We start from the raw sequence: 25,628 nt of genomic DNA on the forward strand, positions 1-25,628 counted from the left end.
CCCTTTTTTCATCCACCCTTATTTTGACTTAAATTCTGTTCGTTATGCGGATGAAACAAAAAGGATAAACTGTTTTTGAAAGGGGACTGGGTATGTATTACTTTCTATATCGGACAGACTACATTTCTGAAAACAGTCAAATCCAACTACTTCAAAGCGTTCAACATCTTATAGGAGATGATGAACACTCGTTCTTTATTTATAGGATGAGGCACTATCTTCAAATCCAATATCGAATTGATCTCATCTCTTTAACCATCACAGATCATCAAGTTCTGATTTGTACACCTCATGATTTTGAAACTGGCTGTGATTTTACAGATTTTATAATAAATTTCATGCTACACCATTTAGGAACAATTTATACCTTAATCGAACCATAATAGAAAAACCCCCAACATAAATGTCGGGGGTTTTGAAAGCTTGGTAAATTATTTAGCTGCTTCGTAACGCTTTGCAACTTCATCCCAGTTAACTACATTCCAGAATGCAGCGATATAATCAGGACGTTTGTTTTGATACTTAAGATAATAAGCATGCTCCCAAACATCTAGCCCAAGAATTGGTGTAACACCTTCCATTACTGGAGTATCTTGGTTTGGAGTGCTTGTTACTTCAAGTTCTCCACCTTTTACTACTAGCCAAGCCCAGCCTGAGCCAAAACGACCAGCTGCAGCATTAGCAAATTCTTCTTTGAAGCTTTCAAAGCTACCAAATTTCTTTTTAAGTGCTTCGCTTAGATCACCTGATGGTTCGCCGCCACCGTTAGGGCTTAGCAATTGCCAGAAAAGTGAGTGGTTAGCGTGCCCGCCACCATTGTTTCGAACAGCAGTGCGAATGCCTTCAGGAAGTGCGTCAAGGTTGCCAAGAAGATCTTCAAGGCTCTTAGATGCATGCTCCTCATGACCTTCTAGTGCACCATTTAATTTTGTTACATATGCGTTATGGTGCTTGTCGTGGTGGATCTTCATTGTTTCTTCGTCGATGTGTGGTTCTAGTGCATTGTAGTCGTAAGGTAGTTCTGGTAGTTCAAATTTAGCCATTGTGAATCTCCTCCTTAAATATAGTATGTAACTTGCTGTTAGGGTAGCGTTAGCCACCACTTGAACATGATGTCGTCACAAGTTTACACTAGCAGAATTGTCATGCGTTTTCAAATAATAAACCTTTGAATTTCCGCAACACAGATAAAGTTTCCCCTCAGTATATGGAATTAAACATCTTAAAAGAAAAAATCGAGAATTAACATCGTAATAACATACATAAAACATAAAAAAACTCGTCATTATTTGACGAGTGGGATCTTTATTGAGTGGTGGCTCCGGACGGAATCGAACCGCCGACACGAGGATTTTCAGTCCTCTGCTCTACCGACTGAGCTACAGAGCCGAATCATGTTATCAGTATTAATTTTAATTAGTATGTAGTTTGCATTTACATTCAAAATAATTTGGAGTTGCTATGAGCTTAGGTTGCCCCTAGAGCACTCCATTTAAATTCTAACAAAGAAGTATGTTCGACGTAGTAAGAATTTTATTTTGGTTGCGGGGGCAGGATTTGAACCTGCGACCTTTGGGTTATGAGCCCAACGAGCTACCGAACTGCTCCACCCCGCGATGATGTAAAAGAACCTAATTTGCATCCATTTTTTAGAAAGCTAACTTTTAGAAAATGGAGGAGGAAGAGGGATTCGAACCCCCGCGGGCGACTAAGCCCCTGTCGGTTTTCAAGACCGATCCCTTCAGCCAGACTTGGGTATTCCTCCGATATGCATTTGGTGGACCCTGCAGGACTCGAACCTGCGACCGGACGGTTATGAGCCGTCAGCTCTAACCAGCTGAGCTAAGGGTCCTTATGTAATAAGTGGGGCGGCTGATGGGAATTGAACCCACGAATGCCGGAATCACAATCCGGTGCGTTAACCACTTCGCCACAACCGCCATGTTGTATCGTTGAAATATATGGTAGCGGCGGAGGGGATCGAACCCCCGACCTCACGGGTATGAACCGTACGCTCTAGCCAGCTGAGCTACACCGCCATATGGCTCCACAGGTAGGATTCGAACCTACGACCGATCGGTTAACAGCCGATAGCTCTACCACTGAGCTACTGTGGAATATTTCTTAACGACAAGAACTAATATATCATATGGATAAAGAAAGAGTCAATAAGTTTTTCAAATTTAATTGAATTAATCTTAATTTCAATTATGAAAATACTATATCACGCTTTCATTTTGTCATCAAGAACTTATAGGACATACACTAGGAACACAACCACCATAATCGTTTGGAGTAATCCTTTCATAACAGCTCCACCAAGAAAACCAAGCAATGAACCTACACCTACTTGAACAGATTCTTTAAAAGCTTTTCGATGAATAACTAGTTCAGCTAAGATAGCCCCGATAAATGGTCCAAGGATGATCCCTGCAAACGGAATGACAAATGGGCCAACAAGTAAACCAATTGTACTCCCCCATATCGCCGCCTTTGACCCTCCATACTTCTTCACGCCAAATAAATTACTAGCATAGTCCGCAACAAATAATAGCATCGTCAGCAGAACTTCAACAATCCAAAAGGAAATAGTCATTGAACCAAAATCAAAAAACACCCCATACAGGATAAACCCAACATAAATAAATAGTACGGCTGGAATAATTGGATAAATCAATCCCACAAATGCAATGATGAATGACGCAATGATCAGGCACCATAATAGAATATCCACGCTTTTAACCTCCCTTCAACTTGACTCTATTTTAGCGGAGATGTCACTTTTCTTCTATATAATGATAAAAAGAAGCAGAGGCATCCCTCTGCTTCCCACATTTATTCTTCTCCAATGACGGCTTCTGCAATATTAACCGCATGGTCACCAATACGCTCAAGGTTACTGATGATATCAACAAAAACAATTCCAGCACTTCCAGTACATTCACCCTCATTTAGACGAAGGATATGCTGCTTACGAAGCGTTCTTTCCATTTTGTCGATCTTATCTTCTAGCTTAACAACTTCCTGCGCCTTAGCTACATCCCATTTATCAAGTGCATCAAAGGCTTCATTGAGTGCAGAAAGAGTCAGATTAAACATTTCATCAAGGTCTTTCATAGCAACGTCAGTCATCTTCACTTTATTGCTTATTTGATAATCAACCAACTCAACAATATTCTCCATATGATCGCCAATACGCTCGATATCACGAACTGAGTCCATTAGCATACCGTGTCGTGTCGACTCATCTCCAGACAGAGAAGTTGCTGATAATTGGATAAGGTAATCTGTAATTTTATTATCCAGGTTGTTAATAGCTTCTTCATACTGAGCGGTTTTTTCAGCGCTCTTCTGACTCTTAGATGTTAAATAATTTGATGCTTCTTTAACACCCTTATAAGCAAATCCGCTCATTCGAATCACTTCTTCTTTAGCTTGTCCTAATGCAACAGATGGAGAGCGTTCGATAAATACTGGATCAAGGTGTTTTGGCTTATATTCAATCGTTGCATCATCACCAGGAATAATTTTTGTAACGAGATAGGCAAGTCCGGCAATGAATGGGAACTGGATAACAGTATTTGTAATGTTAAAGATCCCGTGTCCGAATGCAATCGTCATTTCCGGTGTTAAGTTTAATGCATCTCTTAAGTATTCAATAAACGGCGTATAGGCGAATAAGAATATTAGGAAAAGCGCCGTTCCAATTAAATTGAAAATAACGTGAGTCAGTGCTGTACGTCTAGCGGCAACGGATGCACCGATAGAAGCAAGAACTGCGGTAATCGTTGTACCGATATTATCTCCAAACAGAACTGGTAATGCAGCTTGAATATCCATTGCGTTCTGTGAATAAAGACCTTGCAATACACCAATTGTCGCACTGGAACTTTGTACAATGACAGTAAATACTGTACCGATCACAACGCCTAACAGTGGGTTCGAGCTCATGCTTACTGTTAATTCTTGGAAAGCCTCAAGGCTACGAAGTGGTTTCATTCCCGTACTCATTAATTCAAGTCCAAAGAACAACGCACCAAATCCGAAGACGATTTGACCAGCGTAGTTAATTTTCTTGTTTTTAAAGAAGAAAATTAACAAAGAACCGATGGCTATAATTGGAAGTGCGTAATCTTTAATAGGAAAACCAATAATAAATGCTGTAACAGTTGTACCAATGTTCGCACCCATTACAACGCCAATTGCTTGCTTCAGAGTCATAAATCCTGCGTTAACAAGACCGACTGTTAAAACCGTTGTTCCTGAACTACTTTGTATGAGAATAGTTACAATGACCCCAGCGAGCACACCCATAAACGGGTTAGTCGTAAAACGATCGAGAATGTCTCTTAATCGATCACCTGCTGATCGTTGAAGGCCGTCTCCCATATACTTTAGTCCAAACAGGAAAATACCAAGACCTCCCACAAACTGAAAGATCATCTCCTGAACGTTGAGTTCCATCATTTCAACCCCTTGCACTTATGTTTTATTTTTTTCGACAATACTCAACAAAGTCCCTTGTCTATTATCTACATCGCTCCCCCCTTTGTAAAGAGTTAATATAGATTTGTAAAGATATTATGCTGAAAACAAATTTATTTCAATAAAGTTTCACCAAGAATACTGTTCCCTTCTCTCTATATAAGATAAACTGATTGGGTGGAGAAACGCTCCACATTTAGAAAGGAGATTATTAATTTGAACGTTTTTAAACAACTTTACTACAGCTTATTTTCCCCTAAGATGATGGCCAGATTCCGTTTTCAAAAGCTAGGCAAGCCAATATTGTACGTGTTTTTACTTATGTTCATTTCTTCTGTGCCAGTAGGAATTATGACGGCTCTATCCTTTACAAACGCTTATGAGGATCTCAAAACACATATGTCAGATCTACCAGAATTCACTTTAGAGGACGGATCTTTAACAAGTGAACAGTCTGAACCGCTTATTCGACAAAATGATGAAAATACTTTTATTTTTGATGCGACAGACCAGACAAAGCCTGATGATGTTGATCAATATGATTCCGTTATCGCATTCCTAAAAGATCGTGTAATCGTTGTAGATAGCGGTGCTAGACAGGAGTTTAATTACAGTAACTTTAGTTCGATGACTTTCACGAAGCAAGATGTTAATGAGCTAAGTAATAATCTGGACAACCTGCTCCCTATCTTTATTCCGTTACTGATATTCGTTATCTATTTGTTTCAAACCGGCCTTAAGTTTATAGGAGTTACCGTACTAGCTACAATTGGACTACTATTGAGAAGTATTACCGGAAGAAAAGCTTCTTATAAACAACTTTGGGTCTTATCTGTTTATTCAGTAACAATTCCAACGCTCTTCTTTGCGATTATGGCACTCATTAAAACAGCAGTCCCTTTAGGATTCCTACTTTATTGGATTGTGGCCATCATGCTACTTTATCTTACGATTAAAGAAATCCCGTTACCAAAAAAACGTGTAACGAACGAGCGAGCAAATGATTCAACAGAAGAAAAATTTTGATAATTTACTCAAATCCCTTGCTTTTCACTTTAAAGTGATGTAGATTATGAAAAAAGCGACACAATAAAATTCCATATATTTTCAATTCTTATCAAGAGAAGCAGAGGGACTGGCCCTATGAAGCTTCAGCAACCACCAGATATTTTCTGGTAAGGTGCTAACTCCAGCAAGTTGATTTCAACTTGGAAGATAAGAAGAAGAGCAACCAAAGTCTTCTTCTTATAGAGGGCTTTTTTTATTGCCCTTATTCAATGAAAAGGAGATTGATTATGTCGAATAAACAGTTAGAAACACTACTTGTCCAATTAGGTAATCATTCAGATACTAAAACCGGTGCGGTAAATCCTCCAGTGTACTTCTCCACATCGTATAGCCATGAAGGCATCGGTCAATCCACCGGATTCGATTATTCAAGAACCAAAAACCCGACACGATCCATTTTAGAATCCGCTATATCAGAACTCGAACATGGTGATCAGGGATTTGCTTTTAGTTCCGGAATGGCTGCGATTCAAGCAATCCTTGCCATATTCAAAAGCGGCGACCATATTCTCGTCTCAGATGATTTGTATGGTGGGACTTATCGATTATTTGCCCATGCTGAAAAACATTATGGTATCTCCTTCACATATTTTGATACACAAAGAAATGAACAACTTTCATCACTCCTAACTCACCGTACAAAAGCCATTTTTGTTGAAAATCCATCTAATCCATTAATGAAATTAACAGATCTTGAAAAAATTGCACGGATAACAGAAAACAGGGACCTATTATTTATTGTAGACAATACTTTGTTCACCCCTCTTCTACAAAACCCACTACTGCTTGGGGCGGATATCGTCGTGCATAGTGCCACTAAGTATTTAGGCGGTCATAATGATATTCTCGCAGGGCTTGTGGTTGCAAAAGGTGAGAATATTTGCGCTGAAATCCAACAATACCAAAACGGTGCAGGCGCTGTGCTTTCTCCTTTTGATTCCTGGTTATTAATGAGAGGCATGAAAACCTTGCCACTCAGAATGAAGCAGCATGAAGAGAATGCCAGAAAGATAACTGAATTTTTAACAAATCATGAAGCAATAACAGACGTTTTTTATCCAGATAAAGGTGGGATGCTTTCTTTCAGATTGCGCTCCGAAGAATGGGTAGATCTCTTTCTTAGAAAATTAACACTTGTCACATTTGCTGAAAGTCTTGGAGGGGTAGAAAGCTTTATCACATATCCTTCAACGCAAACTCATGCTGAGATACCAGAAGACATCAGACTTGAAAAAGGGGTGTGCAATCGACTGCTACGTTTCTCTGTTGGGATTGAAAACATTGATGACTTAATACAGGACCTGAATCAAGCATTGTCCATTTTTAAAGAGGAGGTTGTTCAAATTGACAAATACTGATTATACATTTCAAACAAAACTTCTTCATAACGATCACAAATTTGATAAAGCTACGGGAGCTGTTAGCGTCCCTATCCAACAGGCTTCTACATTTCATCAGATGGATTTTGACCAACCTGGAAAATACGATTACAGTCGTTCAGGCAACCCCACTCGCGAAGCGCTTGAAGAAACAATTGCCAATCTTGAAGGTGGGGTTAAGGGATTTGCGTTTGCTTCTGGGATGGCCGCTATCGCCACCTCGTTTATGCTCCTTTCACAAAACGATCACGTTCTTATATCTGAAGACGTCTACGGTGGGACGTATCGCATGATTCACGACGTTCTCGGGAGATTTGGAATTAAACATACTTTTGTAGACATGACAGATTTAAATGAAGTGGCGAGAGGTATTCAATCCAATACTAAAGTAATCTATATCGAAACGCCTTCTAATCCTTTACTGAAGGTAACTGACATTCAAGCCGTTGTTAAATTAGCTAAAGCGAATAATTGTTTAACATTTGTCGATAACACCTTTATGACACCTGCTCTACAACGTCCGTTAGACTTCGGAGCCGATATCGTATTGCATAGTGCTACGAAATTCATTTCAGGACATAGCGATGTCGTCGCTGGTCTTGCTGCCGTAAAAAGTGAGGAATTAGCGGAACAGCTTGCATTCCTGCAAAACTCGTTTGGATCGATTTTAAGCGCTCACGATTCCTGGTTAGTTCTCCGTGGCTTAAAAACATTGCATTGTCGGCTAGATCAATCGTCTAGATCTGCGTTTCGTCTTGCGCATGCTCTTACTAAAGAAAAGATGGTAGAAGAAGTCTTTTATCCAGGGCTTTCTTATCACCCTGGTCACTCCACTCATATTTATCAAGCCGCTGGTCCTGGTGCAGTTTTGTCCTTTCGGTTACCTGATGAAAATGCCGTGCGTCTATTCACAAAGCATGTTCAAATTCCTGTTTTCGCGGTAAGTCTTGGTGCCGTAGAATCAATTCTCTCCTATCCAGCTAGAATGTCACATGCTTCTATGCCTCCTATAGAACGAAGAAAACGAGGCATCACAGATGGATTATTGCGATTGTCTGTGGGACTTGAAAATCCTGATGATTTATTAAAAGATTTCAAAATTGGATTTGCAGCTATTAGAAAGCAATACTCCGCTTCCGAAGCGAGTGGTCAACTATGAGTTTCCTTAATAAATTAAAAAACAATATTCTAATCGGTGATGGCGCGATGGGAACACTTCTCTATTCATATGGGGTAGATCAATGTTTTGAAGAGTTAAACCTATCGCATCCAGAGCAAGTATTAAACATACACCGCGCATATGTAGAAGCAGGTTCAGACGTGATACAAACGAACACCTATGGAGCAAACTACAGTAAATTAGCGAGATATGGTCTTGAAGATCTTGTAAAAGAAATGAACACTGAAGCTGTTAAATTAGCTCGACAAGCAGCAAACAAAGCGACTTATGTATTTGGAACGATCGGTGGCATACGAGGAATCAATACTCAAAAGACTTCTCTTGATGAAATCAAACGTAGCTTTAGAGAACAGTTATACTGTCTTCTACTTGAGGGCGTTGACGGGATCTTACTCGAAACTTATTACGATCTTGAAGAAATTTCATCAGTCCTTGGGATTGCTCGAAAACAAACGAACCTCCCCATAATAGCTCAAGTTTCCATGCATGAACCCGGGGTTTTACAAAACGGGACCTCCCTTCCATCTGCTCTTAAACAATTAGAAAAGTCTGGAGCAGATGTGACAGGTGTTAATTGTAGACTAGGGCCATATCACATGATTCAAGCTTTTGAAGAGGTCCCCCTTTCAACTAGTTATCTCTCTGCTTATCCAAATGCAAGTTTACCTGACTATGAGGAGGGACGATTGGTTTACCCCACTGCCCCTGATTATTTTAAACAAAGTGCTGAATCTCTCCGCAAACAAGGTGTTCGATTAATTGGAGGATGTTGTGGTACAACACCAGAACATATTGCTGCTGTTTCAAAAGCTTTAAAGGGAACAAAACCTATTACTCATAAAAAAATAGAAGTAATAGCTAAAGAAGTCACACAAACCGAAAACAACATAGAACGTTTGCCCCACTTGCATGAAATTGCTCAAAAGCAACGTTCTGTTATCGTAGAGCTTGATCCGCCTAAGAAGCTAAATACAAAGAAGTATCTCCAAGGTACGAAGGCCCTACAAGAAGTCGGAGTAGATGCTATTACACTAGCTGATAATTCCCTTGCCTCACCTCGTATTTGCAATACAGCTATGGCATCAACTATTCAGTCACAATTTAATGTTCGCCCTCTCGTGCACATAGCTTGTAGAGACCGGAATATCATCGGATTACAATCGCATATAATGGGGCTTCATACACTGGGAATTAATCAGGTACTCGCTGTTACTGGAGATCCTACAAAAATAGGAGATTTTCCAGGTGCAACTTCTGTATATGACGTATCATCTTTCGACCTTATCCGGTTAATCAAACAATTCAACAACGGGTTATCTTATTCCGGTAAATCACTTGGGATGAAGACTTCCTTTTCGATCGCAGCAGCTTTTAACCCTAATGTTCGCCATCTTGATCGAGCTGTCGCAAGACTTGAGAAAAAACAGCAGTATGGGGCGGATTATTTTATTAGTCAGCCTATCTATAGCGAAGAACAATTAATCGAAGTACATGAAGCTACAAAACATTTAACGTGCCCTATTTACATCGGAATCATGCCGTTAACAAGCTATCGAAATGCCGAATTCCTGCATAATGAAGTACCAGGAATAAAATTATCTGATTCAATACGTAAGCGAATGTCCACAGCCACCGATGCCAGTGAGTCACAAAATGAAGGACTCGCCATCGCAAAGTCCTTAATTGATGCAGCATTCGATTTATTCAATGGCATTTATTTAATAACACCGTTTTTGCGCTACGAATTAACAGTAGAATTAACTCGTTACATTAAAGAAAAAACTCGTATTGAAGAAGAAAGGAAGATTCATAGTGGTCTACCCCTCATTTGAAGATCTACTTAAGAAGAGAATTCTTGTTCTTGATGGAGCCATGGGAACAATGATTCAACAGGCTAATCTTATGCCCGCTGATTTTGGTGGTGAAGATTTCGAAGGCTGCAACGAATACTTATCTTTAACAAGACCAGACCTTATCTCCTCAATACATGATGATTACTTAGCTTGTGGTGCTGATATTATTGAAACGAACACTTTCGGAGCGACCGATCTCGTACTCGACGAATATAATCTTGGCCATCTTGCTGAAAAGCTTAACTACACATCTGCCATTCTAGCAAAAGAAGCAGTTTCCAAAGTGACGACATTTGATAAGCCCCGTTTTGTAGCTGGTTCAATGGGGCCAACAACAAAAACATTATCTGTTACAGGTGGCACTACATTTGAAGCTCTATGCCGATCCTATCAATTACAAGCAAAAGGATTACTAGAAGGTGGCGTAGATCTCCTCCTTGTTGAAACAAGTCAGGATATGCTAAATGTTAAAGCCGCTTTTATTGGGATTTCAAAATCTTTTAAAGAAAGCAATCGTTCTGTTCCCCTTATCATTTCTGGTACTATCGAACCGATGGGAACAACTCTCGCAGGTCAAAGCATTGAAGCTTTTTATTTATCACTTGAACACATGAACCCAGCTGTTGTTGGTCTAAACTGTGCAACAGGACCAGAATTTATGAGAGATCACCTCCGATCTCTATCAGATCTTGCCACAACTTCTGTGAGTTGCTATCCAAATGCGGGTCTTCCAGATGAAGAGGGGCATTATCATGAAACGCCAGAAAGTTTGGCATTAAAAATTAGAGGATTTGCGGAAAAAGGATGGCTAAATGTAGTTGGCGGTTGTTGTGGAACGACACCTGCTCATATCAGAGCGATATCAGATTCTGTGAAGAATGTTCAGCCTAGAAAAGCACCTCACTCCCACCCGCACGCAATTTCAGGGATTGAGCCATTTATCTATGATGAAAACACAAGACCTGTTCTTGTCGGAGAGCGGACAAATGTGATTGGTTCACGGAAATTCAAACGTCTTATAGCTGAGGAGAAATTTGAAGAGGCTTCTGAAATAGCTCGCTCACAAGTAAAAAAAGGAGCGCAGGTTATCGATATTTGCCTAGCAAATCCTGACAGTGACGAACTTGCAGATATTGAGAATTTCATGAAATATGTTGTAAATAAAGTAAAAACCCCTCTTATCATTGACTCAACAGATGACGCGGTGATTGAAAAAGCCCTTTCTTATTCACAAGGAAAAGCGATCATCAACTCAATTAACCTCGAGGATGGAGAAGAACGATTTGAAGCTGTCACTCCTCTTATTCATAAATATGGCGCCGCCGTTGTAGTTGGCACTATTGATGAGTCAGGGATGGCGATAACAGCTGAACGTAAGCTCGAAGTTGCCAAACGCTCACATGAGCTACTCGTTTCTAAATACGGTCTCAAATCTTCAGATATCATTTTTGATCCACTTGTTTTTCCAATCGGAACAGGCGATGAACAATACATCGGCTCAGCTTCTGAAACAATTGAAGGGATAAAGCTTATTAAAGAAGCGCTCCCGGACTGTCAGACTATACTCGGAATTAGCAATGTATCATTTGGGCTTCCTCCTGTAGGGAGAGAAGTATTAAACGCTGCCTATTTGTACCACTGTACAAAAGCAGGATTAGATTACGCAATTGTGAACACTGAGAAATTAGAACGATACGCTTCCATTTCTGATAAAGAAGTTCGGCTTGCAGATGAACTTCTTTTCGAAACAAACGACATGACTCTTGCTGATTTTACAGCTTATTATCGTGGTAAAAAGAAAGAAAGCAAAGTACAAACGTCGAACCTCACGCTTCAAGAACGACTTAGTTTATATGTAGTAGAAGGAACAAAAGAAGGTTTGCTGCAGGATTTAGAAAAAGCCCTTAATGAATACAGTTCTCCACTTCAAATTATCAATGGACCTCTAATGAATGGGATGGCAGAGGTGGGTAAATTATTTAATGATAACCAATTAATTGTTGCTGAGGTACTCCAAAGTGCAGAGGTGATGAAAGCTTCCGTCGCTTTCCTCGAACCTCACATGGAAAAAGAAGATGCCTCCCATACCAAAGGGAAAGTATTATTAGCAACCGTTAAAGGCGATGTTCATGATATTGGTAAGAACCTAGTTGAAATAATATTAAGTAATAATGGTTTCGAGGTGGTTGACCTTGGAATCAAGGTTACCCCTACCGATCTTATTCATCAGATTCACGAGCAACAGCCAGATTTTGTTGGACTTTCAGGACTATTAGTGAAATCTGCCCAACAAATGGTTCTGACCGCTCAAGATATGAAGCAAGCTAAAATATCTATACCAATTATGGTAGGCGGTGCGGCTCTATCACGTAAATTTACCGATAATAAAATTTCAGCTGAGTATGATGGACCTGTTTTTTATGCAAAGGACGCAATGGAAGGACTATCGCTTTCCAATCGGCTAAGTAATGAAGAAGAAAAAAGAACTCTTATGGAAGAGCAATCTAAAAAAAGAGCTACTCAACCTGTCATAGAAAGGAAAACTAGCTCTAATAACGGAACGGCCGTTGCTGTTAAACCTGTTTCTAATGTAACGACTGATGTGCAGGTTTATCAGCCATACGATCTCGAGCCGCATATTTTAAGAAATTACTCTGTTGCACATATTGAGCCATATATAAATATGCAGATGTTAATTGGACATCACCTGGGTCTTAAAGGGAAGGTATCAAGACTATTAAAGGAAAAAAACGAGAAGGCTGTTCATTTAAAAGAAGTGGTTGACCAGCTGTTAACTCGAGCGAAAAAAGAAAATTGGATACAGCCCTCAGCGAAGTATCAATTCTTCCCAGCACAGTCCAATGGGAATGAAGTGATCATTTACTCTCCACATGATCATCAAACAGTTATTGAACGGTTTTCGTTTCCTCGTCAGCAAAAAGAACCTTTCTTATGTCTTGCTGACTACCTTCGTTCGGTATCAAGTGGTGAAATGGATTATGTTGGATTCTTTGCTGTTACAGCGGGAAGAGGAATTCGAGAACGTTCTCTAGAGTTAAAAAATAAAGGTGATTATTTGGAAAGTCATGCACTACAAGCATTAGCTCTAGAGACTGCTGAAGGTCTTGCTGAACACATTCATCAGTTGATGAGAGATAAATGGGGATTCCCAGACCCCACAGATTTCACTATGCAGAATCGATTTTCAGCAAAATATCAGGGTCAACGCTTTTCCTTTGGATACCCTGCTTGCCCCGAACTCGAAGATCAAAACAAGTTATTTGCACTCATTCATCCCCGAGACATTGGGATTGAATTAACGGATGGATGTATGATGGAGCCCGAAGCCTCTGTCACTGCAATGGTTTTCGCTCACCCAGAAGGAAGATACTTTAACGTTTTATAAGAAACAAAGAGGCTGGGACAAAACCCGGTAAATTAAAAAAAGAGTGGCCCGCGAACAACGTAGTTGTTCGCGGGCCACTCTTTTTATGTTTTTCATCTCATTTTAATAAGAAAATAAGGACACCATCTGATAAAATTAAAGTTACCACACAATAACCATCGGAGGTGCCCTTATGTTTAAAGAGTATAACATGAATCAAGTGATTTTACCTATGGATTTAGGAATGAAACTTCAAGAAAATGATATTGCCTATGCCGTTCACGACCTGGTCGAACAGATTCCAGATGAAGCTTTCTCACGTTTTTTACGCGATACAGGATGTCCCTCTTATCATCCACGTATGATGATGAAAGTGATTCTATGTGCGTACACGCAATCGGTTTTTTCAGGAAGAAAGATTGAAGCCCTTCTTTACGATAGCGTTCGCATGATGTGGTTGTCTCAAGGTTATGAACCGAGTTACCGTACGATCAATCGCTTCCGTGTCCATCCCGAAGCTATGGAGCTTCTTCGCGAGTGCTTCGTTCAGTTTCGATGTCATTTGGTTAAAGAAGAGGCGATTGATCAGGAAGCGATTTTTATTGATGGAACCAAAATTGAGGCGAACGCCAATAAATTTACGTTTGTTTGGCGCAAGTCTGTTGAAAGGTATAGTGCCAGTCTGATCGAAAAATCGAACCAAATGTATGATGAGTTGGTTGAAAACGAAATTATTCCTGAGATCAAGCGAGAAAATCCGGAACAACTCTCCATTGAAGAGCTTTTAAAAATCGAAGAAAAGCTGGAAGATAAGGTGGAGGAATTGAGTGAGAAGATTGACGCCAGTGAAGAGGTAAACGAGCGAAAAAAACTTCGGTCCGAGCGAAAAGGGCCGAAGCAATCCCTCAAGCAGTTGAAAGATATCGTAGGGCGCAAACAGAAATACGAGACCGACATGGCCATTTTCGAAGAACGCAACAGTTATTCGAAGACTGATCACGATGCCACTTTCATGCGCATGAAAGAAGATCACATGAAAAACGGTCAATTAAAAGCTGGTTACAATCTCCAAATTGCGACAGAAGGACAATATACGCTCGCTTACGATATCTTTCCAAACCCGACGGATACACGTACATTACGTCCCTTTCTCGACCATATCGAGAACGACTTTTTTACACTCCCTGACTATATCGTCGCCGATGCCGGTTATGGAAGCGAAGAAAATTATAAGGATGTTTTGAAGAATCGTGAGCGCAAGCCACTGATAACATACAGTACCTATCGCACCGAGAAAAAGAAGCGTTTCAAGCAGAATGAATTCAACACAGCCAACTGGGCCTACAACGAGGAAAGGGATTCGTTCATATGTCCGAACGGACAACAGTTGATGTTCCGTCACCTCTCTCATCGAACCGATCGTGGAGGTTTCACACGGGAATTCAGGGTTTATGAATGTGATGACTGTTCAGATTGTCCTCTTCGTTCGCAGTGTACCAAAGCGCAGGAAGGGAACAATCGCAAGATCTATTATAATGCCCAATGGGAAGAGCAAAAGAAAATCATTCGAGAACTGCTTTCAGAAGAAAAAACGGGAAAAATCTACGGTCAACGGAAAATTGACGTAGAACCAGTTTTTGGATTTCTGAAGGCTAATTTGGGTTTTACTCGAATGTCCGTTAGGGGCAAAGAAAAAGTCAAAAATGAATTAGGCTTTGCGCTCATGGCGGTGAACTTGAGAAAGTACACCGCCATGATTACCGACAAAGCTAAAAAGAATAGGAACAAACACGCCAAAAAAGGTCCCGTTCATCAAAAACCGATGAACGGGACCTTTTTTTCAGTAATTTAGGCTATTTATGTCCCAGCCTCTTCTTATCTTATGGTAATTTTAGGATCGCTTCAAATGTATCATTGATGATCTTGAAACAGAAAAATAGTCTAAGCGAATCAATAGCATGTGATTATAGAAATGTCTTATTCATAGCTTTTTCTAAAATGTCCTTCTTTTCACTTTCACACATGTTATTGCTCTTTATTTCCAGCCTTTTCTTATATAAACTCTCTACATACTGTCCATATGACTGGTCATATTGCAACGAAAGGTCATCTCGAATTTTCTTTGCGAGCAACGGACTTGCTCCACCTGTGACAACAGATATCACTAATCTTCCTCGCCTCAACGTTGCAGGTAGAGACACGTTACCTCTGTCAGCCTGATGTGATGCATTAACTAGCTGATTATCTTCGGCATGTTTGACAACAAATTCATTCACTTCATACGAATTGGTCGCTACAATAATTAAAAACGCATTATGTATATCACACTCCCTAACTGCGCGTTCCACGAGGGTAATATTGTCAGAATCCACATATTTCTTAATATCACTGTGAATATCAGGGCTTACTACTTTTAGATTCGCACCGCAACCAAGTAGACCTTTGAGCTTCCTAAGCGCTATACGCCCCCCTCCAACAATGACAACTTTTTTTCCTACCAGGTTAAGGGTAACCGGATATTCCCTCATACCTTTACCTCCATCTCATATGCTTCTATTACTCTTTCTTTCAATACATCTTTCAAAAATTCATGGTAGCCGAGGTAATGACAAAGATAGAAATCTGGACCATCTCCATCTAACCTACTTATTTTATGTTCCATTTCTCTCATTAGAACACCTGTAAATAAAAGATAAGGAATGACAAAGATCTGACTATTAGTGCCGTTTTTAGCGTGTTTAATTCCTTCATCAAAGGTTGGAGTTGCAGCTGCAAGATAGCACACAGAGACCTTTTTAAATCTCATCTTTTCAAGGATTCGCCTTGCGATTCGATCTAAATCTCTTATTATATCAGGATCACTACTTCCTCTCCCTACAAGTAGAGCACTTGCATCTTGTTGAATGGAAACTCCTGTCTCCCTAACTCTTTCTTCTATAATAGAGATCAACTTATCGTGTACTCCTAAAGGACATCCCATGTGAACAGTTATCGATGGAAATTCTCCAGAGACGCGCTCTACTTCGTTTGGAATGTCCTTCTTTACATGAGTTGCTGCAAGTAATAAGACGGGTACTACCACAATTTCTTTCGCACCTTGTTGTACACATGTTGATATACCTTGATAAATATCGGGCTTCGAAAGCTCAAGAAAACATGTCTCTTGTATTGGATACCCAAGTTCTTTTTTACACTTCTCAACAAATTCTACCGCTTGATTTCTTCCTTCTTTCACGCGACTACCGTGACATATATATAGAACGGCTTTCACTATCCACCACCTCCTATAAGGCGCTAACGACCGACTTAGTGCTTTGTTCATCTCGTGACATTTTCTCAAACCAATTCAGTTTCGACCTTAGGTTTACCACTTCACCCACGATAATCATGCTTGGGTTTTGCACTCCTGCTTTCTTTACATCTTCTGTTATTGTCTCAAGGGTACCCGTTACCGTTTGTTGCGTTTGTGTTGTTCCCCAGTGAACAAGCGCAACAGGAGTTTCTTTATTTCTTCCATATTTTCGAAGCATCGAGCAAATATAAGGTAGATTTTTCACTCCCATATAAATGGCGAGTGTATCTATACCTTTGGCGAGACTCTCCCAGCGTAATTCTTCTTCTTCGCCTTCTTTACGATGACCAGTTACAAATGCAAATGTTGAACTTAGTTCACGATGTGTTACTGGAATGCCTGCATACATAGGGGCAGCAATACCAGAAGTAATTCCTGGAACGATTTCAAAGGGGATTCCATGGTTTGAAAGGACTTCGGCTTCTTCACCACCTCGACCATAAACAAAAGGGTCTCCTCCTTTTAACCTTGTGACCACTTTCCCTTTAAGTGCATGCTTTACGAGAAAACGATTTATGGTTTCCTGTTTTAGCGTGTGGTAATCAGGTAACTTACCGCAGTAAATTAACTCGACTCCTTCTTTTGCGTAATCGAGAAGGTCTTGATTGATTAAGCGATCATAGAGGATCACATCTGCCTGCTCAATACACTTTACGCCTTTCACTGTAATTAAGTCGATGTCTCCTGGTCCTGCGCCAACTAGATAAACTTTCCCCATCTGATTTCCTCCTCCACGAGATGATTTTATTCTTAAAAATCACTTAAGATCAAAAGTTATTGATTTATAATCAACCCTTGCTTTACTAAATAGGACATCACTTTATCAGCACATTCTTCTCTTGAGTCGTTATAGGTATCAATGGTGATTTCGGGATTGATCGGTTCTTCGTAAGGAGATGATACGCCTGTGAAGTGAGGAATCTCGCCACTACGAGCTTTTTTGTATAATCCTTTAGGATCTCGACTCTCACACTCATTTATTGGACATTTCACATATACCTCAATAAATTCACCTTGTTGCAGAAGTTCACGTACTACTTGTCTATCACTATTGAACGGGGAAATAAATGCAGTGATTGCGAATTGACCGCTATCAACTAGTAGTTTAGACACCTCCCCAATACGTCTAATATTTTCCTTGCGATCTTCTTCTCGAAAACCAAGATCCTTATTTAAACCCTGACGGATATTATCTCCGTCTAGTACATAACTTTGGACGTTTAATTCATGAAGCTTCCTTGAAACATCATTTGCCAGCGTTGATTTCCCGGAACCAGACAAACCTGTAAAGAAGAGTACTGCACTTTTATGCTGATTCCTCTGCTGCCTCATTTCTTTTGTTATCACTGTATCGTGCCAGGTTAAGTTATTGTTCACTGTCATCTCAAATCTCCCCCTTATGCGTTCACTGTCTTCTCACTCATCCCTTTAATTAATACCTCCACTACCTCAGGACGACTGAATGTTGCTGGAGGCTGCTCCCCATTTCGTAAAAGGGCACGTACTTTAGTACCTGATAAAATGACGTGATGTTCTTTTCCATGAGGGCACGTTTTGGCCGAAGCCATGCTATCGCACTTCTCGCAGTAGAAACTGTGTTCAAAAAAGAGTGGTGTAATTCCTAATTCCTCGCTTGTAAATTGACTAAAGATTCTCTGGGCATCATAAGTGCCATAGTAATCACCTACTCCGGCATGATCTCTCCCCACAATAAAATGTGTGCATCCAAAGTTTTTTCGAACAAGCGCATGAAAGATTGCCTCTCTTGGCCCTGCATAGCGCATAGCAGCAGGAAAGACACCAAGGTGCACACGATCTTCAGGGTAATAGTTCTTAAGTAGAACTTCATAACTTTCCATTCGAATTTCTGCTGGTATATCATCTGATTTGGTTTCACCTACAAGAGGATTCAAGAACAAGCCATCCACTGTTTCAAGTGCGGTCTTTTGAATATACTCGTGCGCTCGATGAACCGGATTTCTTGTTTGAAATCCTACAACTTTCTTCCAGCCCTGACGTTCAAAATACTCTCTTGTTTCAGATGGATCATAATGATAGCGGTCAAACTTGCCTTTTTCGGTTCTTTTAATAAGCGTAATTGGTCCACCAATGTAAACATCTGGTCTATCGTAAACTTTTTTCACTCCTGGATGTTCACTGTCCTCTGTTAAATACACGTGGCGCCCCTCCACTCCCTTATCAGGAGTATATTTGGATTCCACTTCTATTGTGCCGTACACAGTCCCATTATTAGTTAACTTCACTTTATCACCAATTGCGATCTCAGCAGCTCGTTCGTGCGTAACTGGCAACGTAATAGGAATGCTCCATGGCAACCCACTTTCTAATTTGAGGTGATGAACGACTGACGTATACTCATTTTCATTAAGAAAACCAGTTAACGGACTATACGCTCCTGTTCCGATTAATTCCAGATCACTTAACGCAGTAGCGTCTAACTCAATTTCTTGAATAATCCCATCAATTTCAGTATTAGGTTTGTAACGGTTAATCAATGTTCCTCCATGCGCGTTAATTGTTGCCATCTTAATCCCTCCAAATTGAATTTATTATAAGCTTCCTTCGTCTTGTAATGTTCTCTTTTGAGAGCGAATCGATCGAATTAAACTTCCTGACCCAAGCGTCGCTAGAATAACGCTGCCAATTGCAATTAATGTATATAAATCACTTTCTAAAAAAAGTTTGATCATACTATAAGAAATAACTAAAGAAAAAACCGGTGAAACTGCCCAAACTTTAATCATTCGCGTAATGACATCTTTCTGCCAAAGCTGAAATCCATCTTTAGCAGTTCCGATACCAATGATCGATGAGGTGGTAATCTGGGTAAGCGGCACCGGAATCCCAAATAAGGAAGCTCCAATCACAAGTCCAGCGCTCGTACCTGATATAGCACAACCTTCACCAAGTGAAAATTTTGTGATGCGATAACCATTCGTTTCAATGACACGTTTACCAAAAACTAAAGCACCTAAAGCAACAAAAGCTCCCCCAAAAAATGCGCCGTGAGAAAGGGATAAAACTCCCGCTCCAACTAGCGGTCCAATCGCATTTGCGACGTTATTCATTCCCGCTGAAAAGGCTTCTAGAAAACCGGCTACAATTAAAAAAATGGTGAGTGGCTTTTGCCACTTTGAAGTAAGATTGATTCTTTGTTTTAAAAGACCAAAAATTTTCCCAACACTGAGAGCTGTCGCAAAAGCAATAACCGGTATAACGATCCACAACAACATAATGAACATCACATTCTGAAAGTACAAAGCACGGTAAGCAATACCAACTCCTACCACTGCGCCCACAGTAACTTCACTTGTTGATAATGGAATCCCCATCATATTTGCTAGAAAGAGCGCTGTTGTAGCTGAAATAAAAATAATCAAGATAACCTTTAGACTGAGTACGGAAGAAGGTATAATGCCACTCCCCATTGTTTTAATAACATTACCTCCACCTAATGTGGCACCACCAACAATCCCAATCGCACAAACACTCAGTGCTACGCTTCTTCTTTTAATCGCTCCAGCCCCGTAAGCCACTCCCATCGATGCCGCAGCTCCACTAGCCCCAATATTCATAGCAAAAAAGAGAGCCACTGTAATAACTAGGGTTGTCATGACCGTCACCGATTTGGTGCTGAATCAAAATGCAAGCCGCATTCCGTTTTTTCCTGATTTGCCCATCTCCCAGCTCTAGAATCACTACCTTCCAATACTCTTTCAGTGCATACCGCACATCCTATACTTGGGTACCCTTTATCATGAAGAGGATTGTATGGTAAATCCTTTTCGTACACGTACCTCCAAACATCTTTCCATGTCCAATGAATAAGTGGACAAACCTTAATCGACTGAAACTTATCATCTCTATTGAAATAATTTGTCTTTTGTCTGAGTGGCGACTGCTCTCTCCTTAAACCTGAGATCCATGCACTTACATGATCTAATTCTTCATGCAATGGTATGATTTTCCTCAAGTTGCAGCACTGTCCCGGGTCTCGCTCCCATAGAGCATCCCCTTTACTTAATGCCTGTTCTTCGACCGACTCCTTTGGTTGCTTTAACTTAATATTTAGAGATGGATATTTAGCTTTCACTTTATTAATTAGCTCATAAGTCTCATCAAAATGGAGACCTGTATCCAGAAAAACAATCTTCGCGTTCTGGTTTACCCGGGAAATCAAATCAATTAGAACGACACCCTCAACACCGAAACTACAAGCATATACAATATCATCTTGGTATATTTGATACGCCCACTCCAGAACTTCAAGAGCCCCTTTCGTTTCTGATTCAACGTCGAATTCAGGTTCCTTACCCGACCAATTATTATAGAACCAATTCATTTCTAACCCTCCCAATTCCGATCAAGGAAATATATTTAAAAGTTTAAAAAAAGAGGCGGTTCTAACCTTTAGGGTTAGAACCGCCTCTAGTTTCTCTAGTCAGCGCCAATATTAAAGTCGTTCTTTTTCTTTTCTTTCAAGTTGAACAACTTTCCCATCTTGAACAACAAGCGTAATTGACCCAAATTTTAACGAACTTAGCATTCGTTCTATACGTACAGCAACGTCTGAAAAATTCTGGTCTTTCGTTCCCATCATGCAACCTCCCTTAGTCGTAATAATCATGAGGAGAAGCTTATAAATGAAAAAAGCCTTCCCAAATTGGAAAGACAGATCAGGTTACCTTAATTCACCTTATCTTCCAAAATGGACTCCATTTTGCTGGAAGTAGCACCTTGCCAATCAGGCAGGTTGCTGGACGTCAACGGGCCAGTCCCTCGGTCTCTCTTGATAAGTTATTTTCTAAATCTTAACTATTATCTAACAATATGTCAACCCTAGTTTAGAGATCGGGATAAAGGGATTAGAAAAGAATATGAAAAAAACCCCGAATCTATGACTCGGGGACCATTTTTAAATTGGATGACGTTTACTTTCTTCTTTTTTCTCTTCTATTAAGATACGCGTACCATCTACAGACGTAATAACTACTGCCGTATCCTTGTCGATCCAACTTCCAACAGAAATGGCGCTGTACTTTTTCTCATTGACTTGTATTGTTCCACTTGGTCGAAATGGAGTAATTGTCATAGCCGATTCTCCAACTAAATTCTTATACTCAGCGTTCATGGAATTATACCCCATTTCACTGCTTAACCGATCCTTTAACGTCATTTTCGTCCACATAGAACGTGCGGGGAAAACACGCAAAAACAGGAATGAAGCAGCCGTACCAATTAAAAAACCACTAGAAACGAGAAGGCCATAAAGGAAAGTCGGAGAAGGAATGGCTACGGCTGTAACCATCATAATTAATCCAATCAAACCAAATGTACCATCATTGAGTAATTTCCCATCAAGAATAACTAAGCCTAAACCAACAGCAAACACAAGTCCCATCCAGAGAATTGATGATAAAGAAGTAAGATGGAAACTAAAATAAAATGTGAGCAATAGTATTCCGATCAATCCAAAAATACCTTTTACACGGACAAGTAACTCAGCAAACAAGAATAGCACGCTAAGTAAAACGATAAGAAAGCCAACTGCTGGCAAAGATAGAATCTCCATCCTCGCTCCCTCCTTTTCCTTCTTCTCTTATACGTTCAAAAGGGAAGAAAGTTTCAGTCACTTGTCACCTTACGATTGAAATACCCCTTTTATTCCATCAATAATCGCAATAAAGAAATCAATGATTTTTTGAATAAATGACTGTGTCTCGTCTTTATTTAAAAACTCGTCCAGGTTTTCTCTCGCGTTCTGCAACTGACTCTTCATTTGATCCCAATCAATATCAAGATTTTTCATTCGATTAAACAGTGCAACAAGACCATCCAACTCATCTTGAGTCAATTCAATACCTGAATCGTTAGCAATTTGTTTAATAACTGTTCTTAAATCATCTTCCGTCTCAGGTGGGTTTGTAGCAATTTCATCCTTAATCTTAGTCATTAGCTCTGTTGCTTTATCTGCGCCAATACTATCGCTCAATTTTGCAGTAGTGACAAGCTCTTCATTTGCTACTTGTTTTTGCTCCTCAGGTATCACTTCATCTGTGCTTAACTCATAAGCTTTGATTAAACCAGTTAATGCAGCCGTACCTGAAACCTCCATTGGTGCTGTCACATAAACATCAGCATCTTTTACTCCAGCTGTTATTAAAGCATTTGCGTACATTTCATCTGTTACCCAATTAATATTTTTTGTGTCAACGCTTAAACCAGCATCTTTTTCACCAATGGTTATGGAAGAAGAAGATAAGGCGCGGGTACCGATTAGCGCTTTACTTATATAATTCCCAAGATATTTATGCTCTTCTTCATTTGATACCGTTACCGTCATTGCATTTTCCGGAGCTTCCATTTCATCAACTAGCTTCTGTTTTTGCTCTTCAGATAGATCTTCACCAAGTGTAACGATGACATCCCCGACGCTCGCATCCGCTTGTGCCACCATAGGAATAATAGACATCATTAACACCATCGACAATAAAAACGGCAATCCTTTTTTAAGCATGTTTTTTGTCTCCTTTTAACGTGAGGCTCTAATGAAGAGTAACTCAGTTAATCTCCCCATCTCTTAGTATTCTACTCGACACTCGATCGAAAGAAAAGATAATTCACTAGGAAATCTGTCATATCATGGAAGGACAAGCATATCGTAGTACAAAGGAAATCATTCTGAAGGAGTTGCGAGAGATGCGAAAACTATTGTTAAGTTCCCTATTTCTGCTTGTCCTTCATACAACTTATTATGATTTAACAACAGGAACTCTTACAAATAACAGAGCTATTTCAGAAGTATCAGAAGCAGTCGAAGTGGGGTCACCTGAAAAAAACTCTCCCTATGTGGTTTATAAAATAAATGCTGGCGATACTGTTCTTTCTTTAGTAGAAAAAGCGAACGGCTCAATACCGGTTCCGATTGAAACGGTCGTTCACGATTTTGAAACATTAAATAAAATTCATCCAACTCTTATACAAATTGGGGAAGAATATAGGATACCAACTTATGACCAAACATCTGCTCAATGATTATTTCTTGTCAATAGCTCTCTAAAGTTGCTACAATGGGATAGTATTACAGATGAGTCTTATTCCCTACAAGGGAGTATATAAAAGCGATCTAAATCATGAGGTAAGCAATCCTACATGTAAAAGGAGCGATTTTCGCATGAATGAAATTACCCACCGTAGTCAAACTAGACCTGTTAAAGTAGGTCCTTTAACAATAGGCGGTAACGATGAAGTTATTATTCAAAGTATGACAACAACCAAAACTCACGATGTGGAAGCAACAGTTGCTGAAATCAATCGTCTTGAAGAAGCTGGTTGTCAGATTGTACGAGTAGCTTGTCCAGATGACAGGGCAGCAGATGCAATCCCTGAAATCAAAAAGAGGATTAATATCCCTCTTGTCGTTGATATTCACTTTAATTATAAGCTAGCACTAAAAGCCATTGAAGGTGGAGCAGACAAGATACGTATTAACCCTGGTAATATTGGACGGCGCGAAAAAGTGGAAGCTGTCGTAAAAGCAGCCAAAGCAAAAGGCATTCCGATTCGCATTGGCGTTAATGCTGGTTCACTTGAGCGAAAAATCCTTGAAAAATACGGCTATCCTACAGCTGAGGGAATGCTAGAAAGTGCCCTCCACCATATCAAAATTCTTGAAGACCTTGATTTCTACGATATCATCGTCTCCATGAAAGCTTCCGATGTTAACCTTGCAACTGAAGCATATGAACTGGCAGCACGTTCTTTTAATTACCCACTGCATCTCGGAATTACAGAGTCAGGCACTCTATTTGCAGGTACAGTTAAAAGCGCAGCCGGTCTTGGTGTTATTCTTTCAAAAGGAATCGGAAATACGGCACGTATTTCTCTTAGTGCGGATCCGGTTGAAGAAGTAAAAGTAGCTAGAGAGCTTCTTAAATCATTTGGACTTGCAGCGAATGCAGCCACATTAATTTCTTGTCCAACTTGTGGTCGTATCGAAATTGACCTTATTTCAATCGCAAATGAAGTCGAAGAGTACATTTCAACAATCAAAGCACCTATTAAAGTAGCCGTGCTTGGATGCGCAGTGAACGGTCCAGGTGAAGCGCGTGAAGCTGATATCGGTATTGCAGGTGCACGTGGTGAAGGTCTCCTCTTCCGACATGGTGAAATTATCCGTAAAGTTCCTGAGGAAACCATGGTAGAAGAGTTGAAAAAAGAAGTCGACAAAATAGCAGAAGAACATTACAAGAAAATGGCAGAAGAAAAAGAGAAAGCTGAAGCTAACTCTTAATTCTTTTTCTTGATCAAAGAAGAAAAGCCAGGCACTTTAAAAGTGCCTGGCTTTTCTATTAAGGTTTTCAACTAAAAGAACGGTGCGAAGAATAAGCTGATGATCATTGAAGCGGCACCAACACCAATCGCCCATGATCCGAGCGTTGTTAGTCCCTTTCTCCTAGCAACAAATCCTACGACGATTCCCGCTGCTCCAAGAATGACGGGAAGTATAAACAAGGAAATAACCGATAAAGCAAGAGCAGCTACACCCACTCCCACTCCTGTTCGATCCTGTTCTTGTCTTTTAGCTTCAAAGTGTTCATGATGCTCCTCAGCAGTTGGACGTTCATTTTCAGGCGACTGTAAATAAGGACGGTCTAATACACCAGGGGCTACTTCAGCTGCAGCTTCCTCAAGATATTCCTCTTCCGATTCGCTGCGAACTTCGCGCTCCTCGATAAAGTCCAGATCGTCATCATGTCTGTCTTCTGTCATATACATCCCTCACTTTACCTTGTTGTGGAGCATGATTAGTATTTGTCAGTGAGTGTAAGAATATGTTCGTTCAATCAGTAAGATAATCCCAATTCCTTCTTATTGCCTTTCTTTTCTATGATATGATGAAAAG

The 25,628-nt window shown here is 40.1% G+C and carries 23 protein-coding genes, 7 tRNA genes and 2 riboswitches; of the genes, 9 read left to right on the top strand and 21 right to left on the bottom strand.

Features of this window, described 5'->3' with window-relative positions:
* Positions 1-92 precede the first annotated feature (92 nt).
* A complete protein-coding gene (locus AC0VYV_RS14455) occupies positions 93-383 on the top strand; it encodes a hypothetical protein (protein WP_430244264.1) in 291 nt (96 codons plus the stop codon).
* Between the two features lie 48 nt (positions 384-431).
* Here AC0VYV_RS14455 and AC0VYV_RS14460 read toward each other — a convergent pair whose 3' ends face one another.
* From AC0VYV_RS14460 to AC0VYV_RS14505, 10 genes are all read right to left on the bottom strand, one after another.
* On the bottom strand, positions 432-1,043 hold the full coding sequence (locus AC0VYV_RS14460) for a superoxide dismutase (protein ID WP_194222182.1): 612 nt from the start codon (positions 1,041-1,043) through the stop codon (positions 432-434).
* Between the two features lie 270 nt (positions 1,044-1,313).
* Positions 1,314-1,389: transfer RNA gene (locus AC0VYV_RS14465), tRNA-Phe, on the bottom strand.
* A 150-nt stretch (positions 1,390-1,539) separates the two neighbouring features.
* A tRNA-Met gene (locus AC0VYV_RS14470) sits at positions 1,540-1,616 on the bottom strand.
* A 56-nt stretch (positions 1,617-1,672) separates the two neighbouring features.
* Positions 1,673-1,765 (bottom strand) — tRNA-Ser (locus AC0VYV_RS14475).
* A 10-nt stretch (positions 1,766-1,775) separates the two neighbouring features.
* A tRNA-Ile gene (locus AC0VYV_RS14480) sits at positions 1,776-1,852 on the bottom strand.
* Positions 1,853-1,864: 12 nt separating this feature from the next.
* A tRNA-His gene (locus tag AC0VYV_RS14485) sits at positions 1,865-1,940 on the bottom strand.
* Positions 1,941-1,962: 22 nt separating this feature from the next.
* Positions 1,963-2,039 (bottom strand) — tRNA-Met (locus AC0VYV_RS14490).
* Between the two features lie 3 nt (positions 2,040-2,042).
* Positions 2,043-2,117: transfer RNA gene (locus tag AC0VYV_RS14495), tRNA-Asn, on the bottom strand.
* Positions 2,118-2,251: 134 nt separating this feature from the next.
* Positions 2,252-2,734 (bottom strand): DUF456 domain-containing protein, encoded by a 483-nt coding sequence (locus tag AC0VYV_RS14500; RefSeq protein ID WP_283153979.1) that lies wholly within the window; start codon positions 2,732-2,734, stop codon positions 2,252-2,254.
* 101 nt (positions 2,735-2,835) lie between these two features.
* Positions 2,836-4,464, bottom strand: coding sequence for a Na/Pi cotransporter family protein (locus tag AC0VYV_RS14505; protein ID WP_283153978.1), 1,629 nt, complete (start codon positions 4,462-4,464; stop codon positions 2,836-2,838).
* A 237-nt stretch (positions 4,465-4,701) separates the two neighbouring features.
* Here AC0VYV_RS14505 and AC0VYV_RS14510 point away from each other — a divergent pair, with 237 nt between their 5' ends.
* The 6 genes from AC0VYV_RS14510 (at position 4,702) to AC0VYV_RS14535 (ending at position 15,202) form a co-directional block, all read left to right on the top strand.
* Positions 4,702-5,511, top strand: coding sequence for a DUF1189 domain-containing protein (locus AC0VYV_RS14510; RefSeq protein WP_475373936.1), 810 nt, complete (start codon positions 4,702-4,704; stop codon positions 5,509-5,511).
* 85 nt (positions 5,512-5,596) lie between these two features.
* Positions 5,597-5,707: riboswitch (SAM riboswitch) on the top strand.
* A 73-nt stretch (positions 5,708-5,780) separates the two neighbouring features.
* Positions 5,781-6,911, top strand: coding sequence for a methionine biosynthesis PLP-dependent protein (locus AC0VYV_RS14515; protein ID WP_475372669.1), 1,131 nt, complete (start codon positions 5,781-5,783; stop codon positions 6,909-6,911).
* Positions 6,898-8,091, top strand: coding sequence for a cystathionine beta-lyase (gene metC / locus AC0VYV_RS14520; RefSeq protein ID WP_475373937.1), 1,194 nt, complete (start codon positions 6,898-6,900; stop codon positions 8,089-8,091). Before AC0VYV_RS14515 ends, metC begins: the two co-directional genes overlap by 14 nt.
* A complete protein-coding gene (locus AC0VYV_RS14525; protein ID WP_475373938.1) occupies positions 8,088-9,944 on the top strand; it encodes a bifunctional homocysteine S-methyltransferase/methylenetetrahydrofolate reductase in 1,857 nt (618 codons plus the stop codon). Before metC ends, AC0VYV_RS14525 begins: the two co-directional genes overlap by 4 nt.
* Positions 9,945-9,984: 40 nt before the next feature.
* Complete coding sequence (gene metH, locus AC0VYV_RS14530) at positions 9,985-13,371, top strand: methionine synthase (protein WP_475367497.1); 3,387 nt, start codon at positions 9,985-9,987, stop codon at positions 13,369-13,371.
* Between the two features lie 172 nt (positions 13,372-13,543).
* Positions 13,544-15,202, top strand: coding sequence for an IS1182 family transposase (locus AC0VYV_RS14535; RefSeq protein WP_475373223.1), 1,659 nt, complete (start codon positions 13,544-13,546; stop codon positions 15,200-15,202).
* Positions 15,203-15,314: 112 nt separating this feature from the next.
* Here AC0VYV_RS14535 and AC0VYV_RS14540 read toward each other — a convergent pair whose 3' ends face one another.
* From AC0VYV_RS14540 to AC0VYV_RS14585, 10 genes are all read right to left on the bottom strand, one after another.
* Positions 15,315-15,878: an NAD(P)-dependent oxidoreductase gene (locus AC0VYV_RS14540; protein ID WP_430244251.1), complete on the bottom strand. Its 564-nt coding sequence runs from the start codon at positions 15,876-15,878 to the stop codon at positions 15,315-15,317.
* Entirely contained in the window at positions 15,875-16,621 is a 747-nt protein-coding gene (locus AC0VYV_RS14545; protein WP_475373939.1) for a sirohydrochlorin chelatase, read from the bottom strand. Before AC0VYV_RS14545 ends, AC0VYV_RS14540 begins: the two co-directional genes overlap by 4 nt.
* Positions 16,622-16,634: 13 nt before the next feature.
* Positions 16,635-17,420, bottom strand: a complete 786-nt coding sequence (cobA, locus tag AC0VYV_RS14550) for a uroporphyrinogen-III C-methyltransferase (protein WP_283153972.1) — start codon at positions 17,418-17,420, stop codon at positions 16,635-16,637.
* A 56-nt stretch (positions 17,421-17,476) separates the two neighbouring features.
* Positions 17,477-18,085, bottom strand: a complete 609-nt coding sequence (gene cysC / locus AC0VYV_RS14555) for an adenylyl-sulfate kinase (RefSeq protein WP_430244247.1) — start codon at positions 18,083-18,085, stop codon at positions 17,477-17,479.
* A gap of 14 nt (positions 18,086-18,099) precedes the next feature.
* Positions 18,100-19,248 (bottom strand): sulfate adenylyltransferase, encoded by a 1,149-nt coding sequence (sat, locus tag AC0VYV_RS14560; RefSeq protein WP_475365499.1) that lies wholly within the window; start codon positions 19,246-19,248, stop codon positions 18,100-18,102.
* Positions 19,249-19,272: 24 nt separating this feature from the next.
* Positions 19,273-20,337 (bottom strand): inorganic phosphate transporter, encoded by a 1,065-nt coding sequence (locus AC0VYV_RS14565; RefSeq protein ID WP_475365500.1) that lies wholly within the window; start codon positions 20,335-20,337, stop codon positions 19,273-19,275.
* Positions 20,338-20,342: 5 nt separating this feature from the next.
* Positions 20,343-21,065: a phosphoadenylyl-sulfate reductase gene (locus AC0VYV_RS14570; RefSeq protein WP_475365501.1), complete on the bottom strand. Its 723-nt coding sequence runs from the start codon at positions 21,063-21,065 to the stop codon at positions 20,343-20,345.
* 111 nt (positions 21,066-21,176) lie between these two features.
* Complete coding sequence (locus AC0VYV_RS14575) at positions 21,177-21,320, bottom strand: YezD family protein (protein WP_194222197.1); 144 nt, start codon at positions 21,318-21,320, stop codon at positions 21,177-21,179.
* A gap of 96 nt (positions 21,321-21,416) precedes the next feature.
* Positions 21,417-21,522, bottom strand: a riboswitch (SAM riboswitch).
* Positions 21,523-21,638: 116 nt separating this feature from the next.
* Positions 21,639-22,295 carry an NfeD family protein gene (locus AC0VYV_RS14580; RefSeq protein WP_430244241.1) on the bottom strand — a complete coding sequence of 219 codons (657 nt, stop codon included), beginning with the start codon at positions 22,293-22,295 and terminating at the stop codon, positions 21,639-21,641.
* Between the two features lie 69 nt (positions 22,296-22,364).
* On the bottom strand, positions 22,365-23,240 hold the full coding sequence (locus tag AC0VYV_RS14585; RefSeq protein ID WP_430244239.1) for a DUF1002 domain-containing protein: 876 nt from the start codon (positions 23,238-23,240) through the stop codon (positions 22,365-22,367).
* Between the two features lie 182 nt (positions 23,241-23,422).
* On the opposite strand from AC0VYV_RS14585, the gene AC0VYV_RS14590 reads away from it, so the two are divergent.
* On the top strand, positions 23,423-23,758 hold the full coding sequence (locus tag AC0VYV_RS14590) for a hypothetical protein (RefSeq protein WP_194219538.1): 336 nt from the start codon (positions 23,423-23,425) through the stop codon (positions 23,756-23,758).
* Positions 23,759-23,897: 139 nt separating this feature from the next.
* Positions 23,898-25,016 carry a flavodoxin-dependent (E)-4-hydroxy-3-methylbut-2-enyl-diphosphate synthase gene (ispG, locus tag AC0VYV_RS14595; protein ID WP_194219537.1) on the top strand — a complete coding sequence of 373 codons (1,119 nt, stop codon included), beginning with the start codon at positions 23,898-23,900 and terminating at the stop codon, positions 25,014-25,016.
* A gap of 71 nt (positions 25,017-25,087) precedes the next feature.
* On the opposite strand, the gene AC0VYV_RS14600 is transcribed toward ispG, so the two are convergent.
* A complete protein-coding gene (locus AC0VYV_RS14600) occupies positions 25,088-25,495 on the bottom strand; it encodes a hypothetical protein (protein ID WP_226614328.1) in 408 nt (135 codons plus the stop codon).
* Between the last annotated feature and the right edge of the window lie 133 nt (positions 25,496-25,628).

It is taken from the genome of Anaerobacillus sp. QJM3NY_17 (assembly GCF_056173665.1).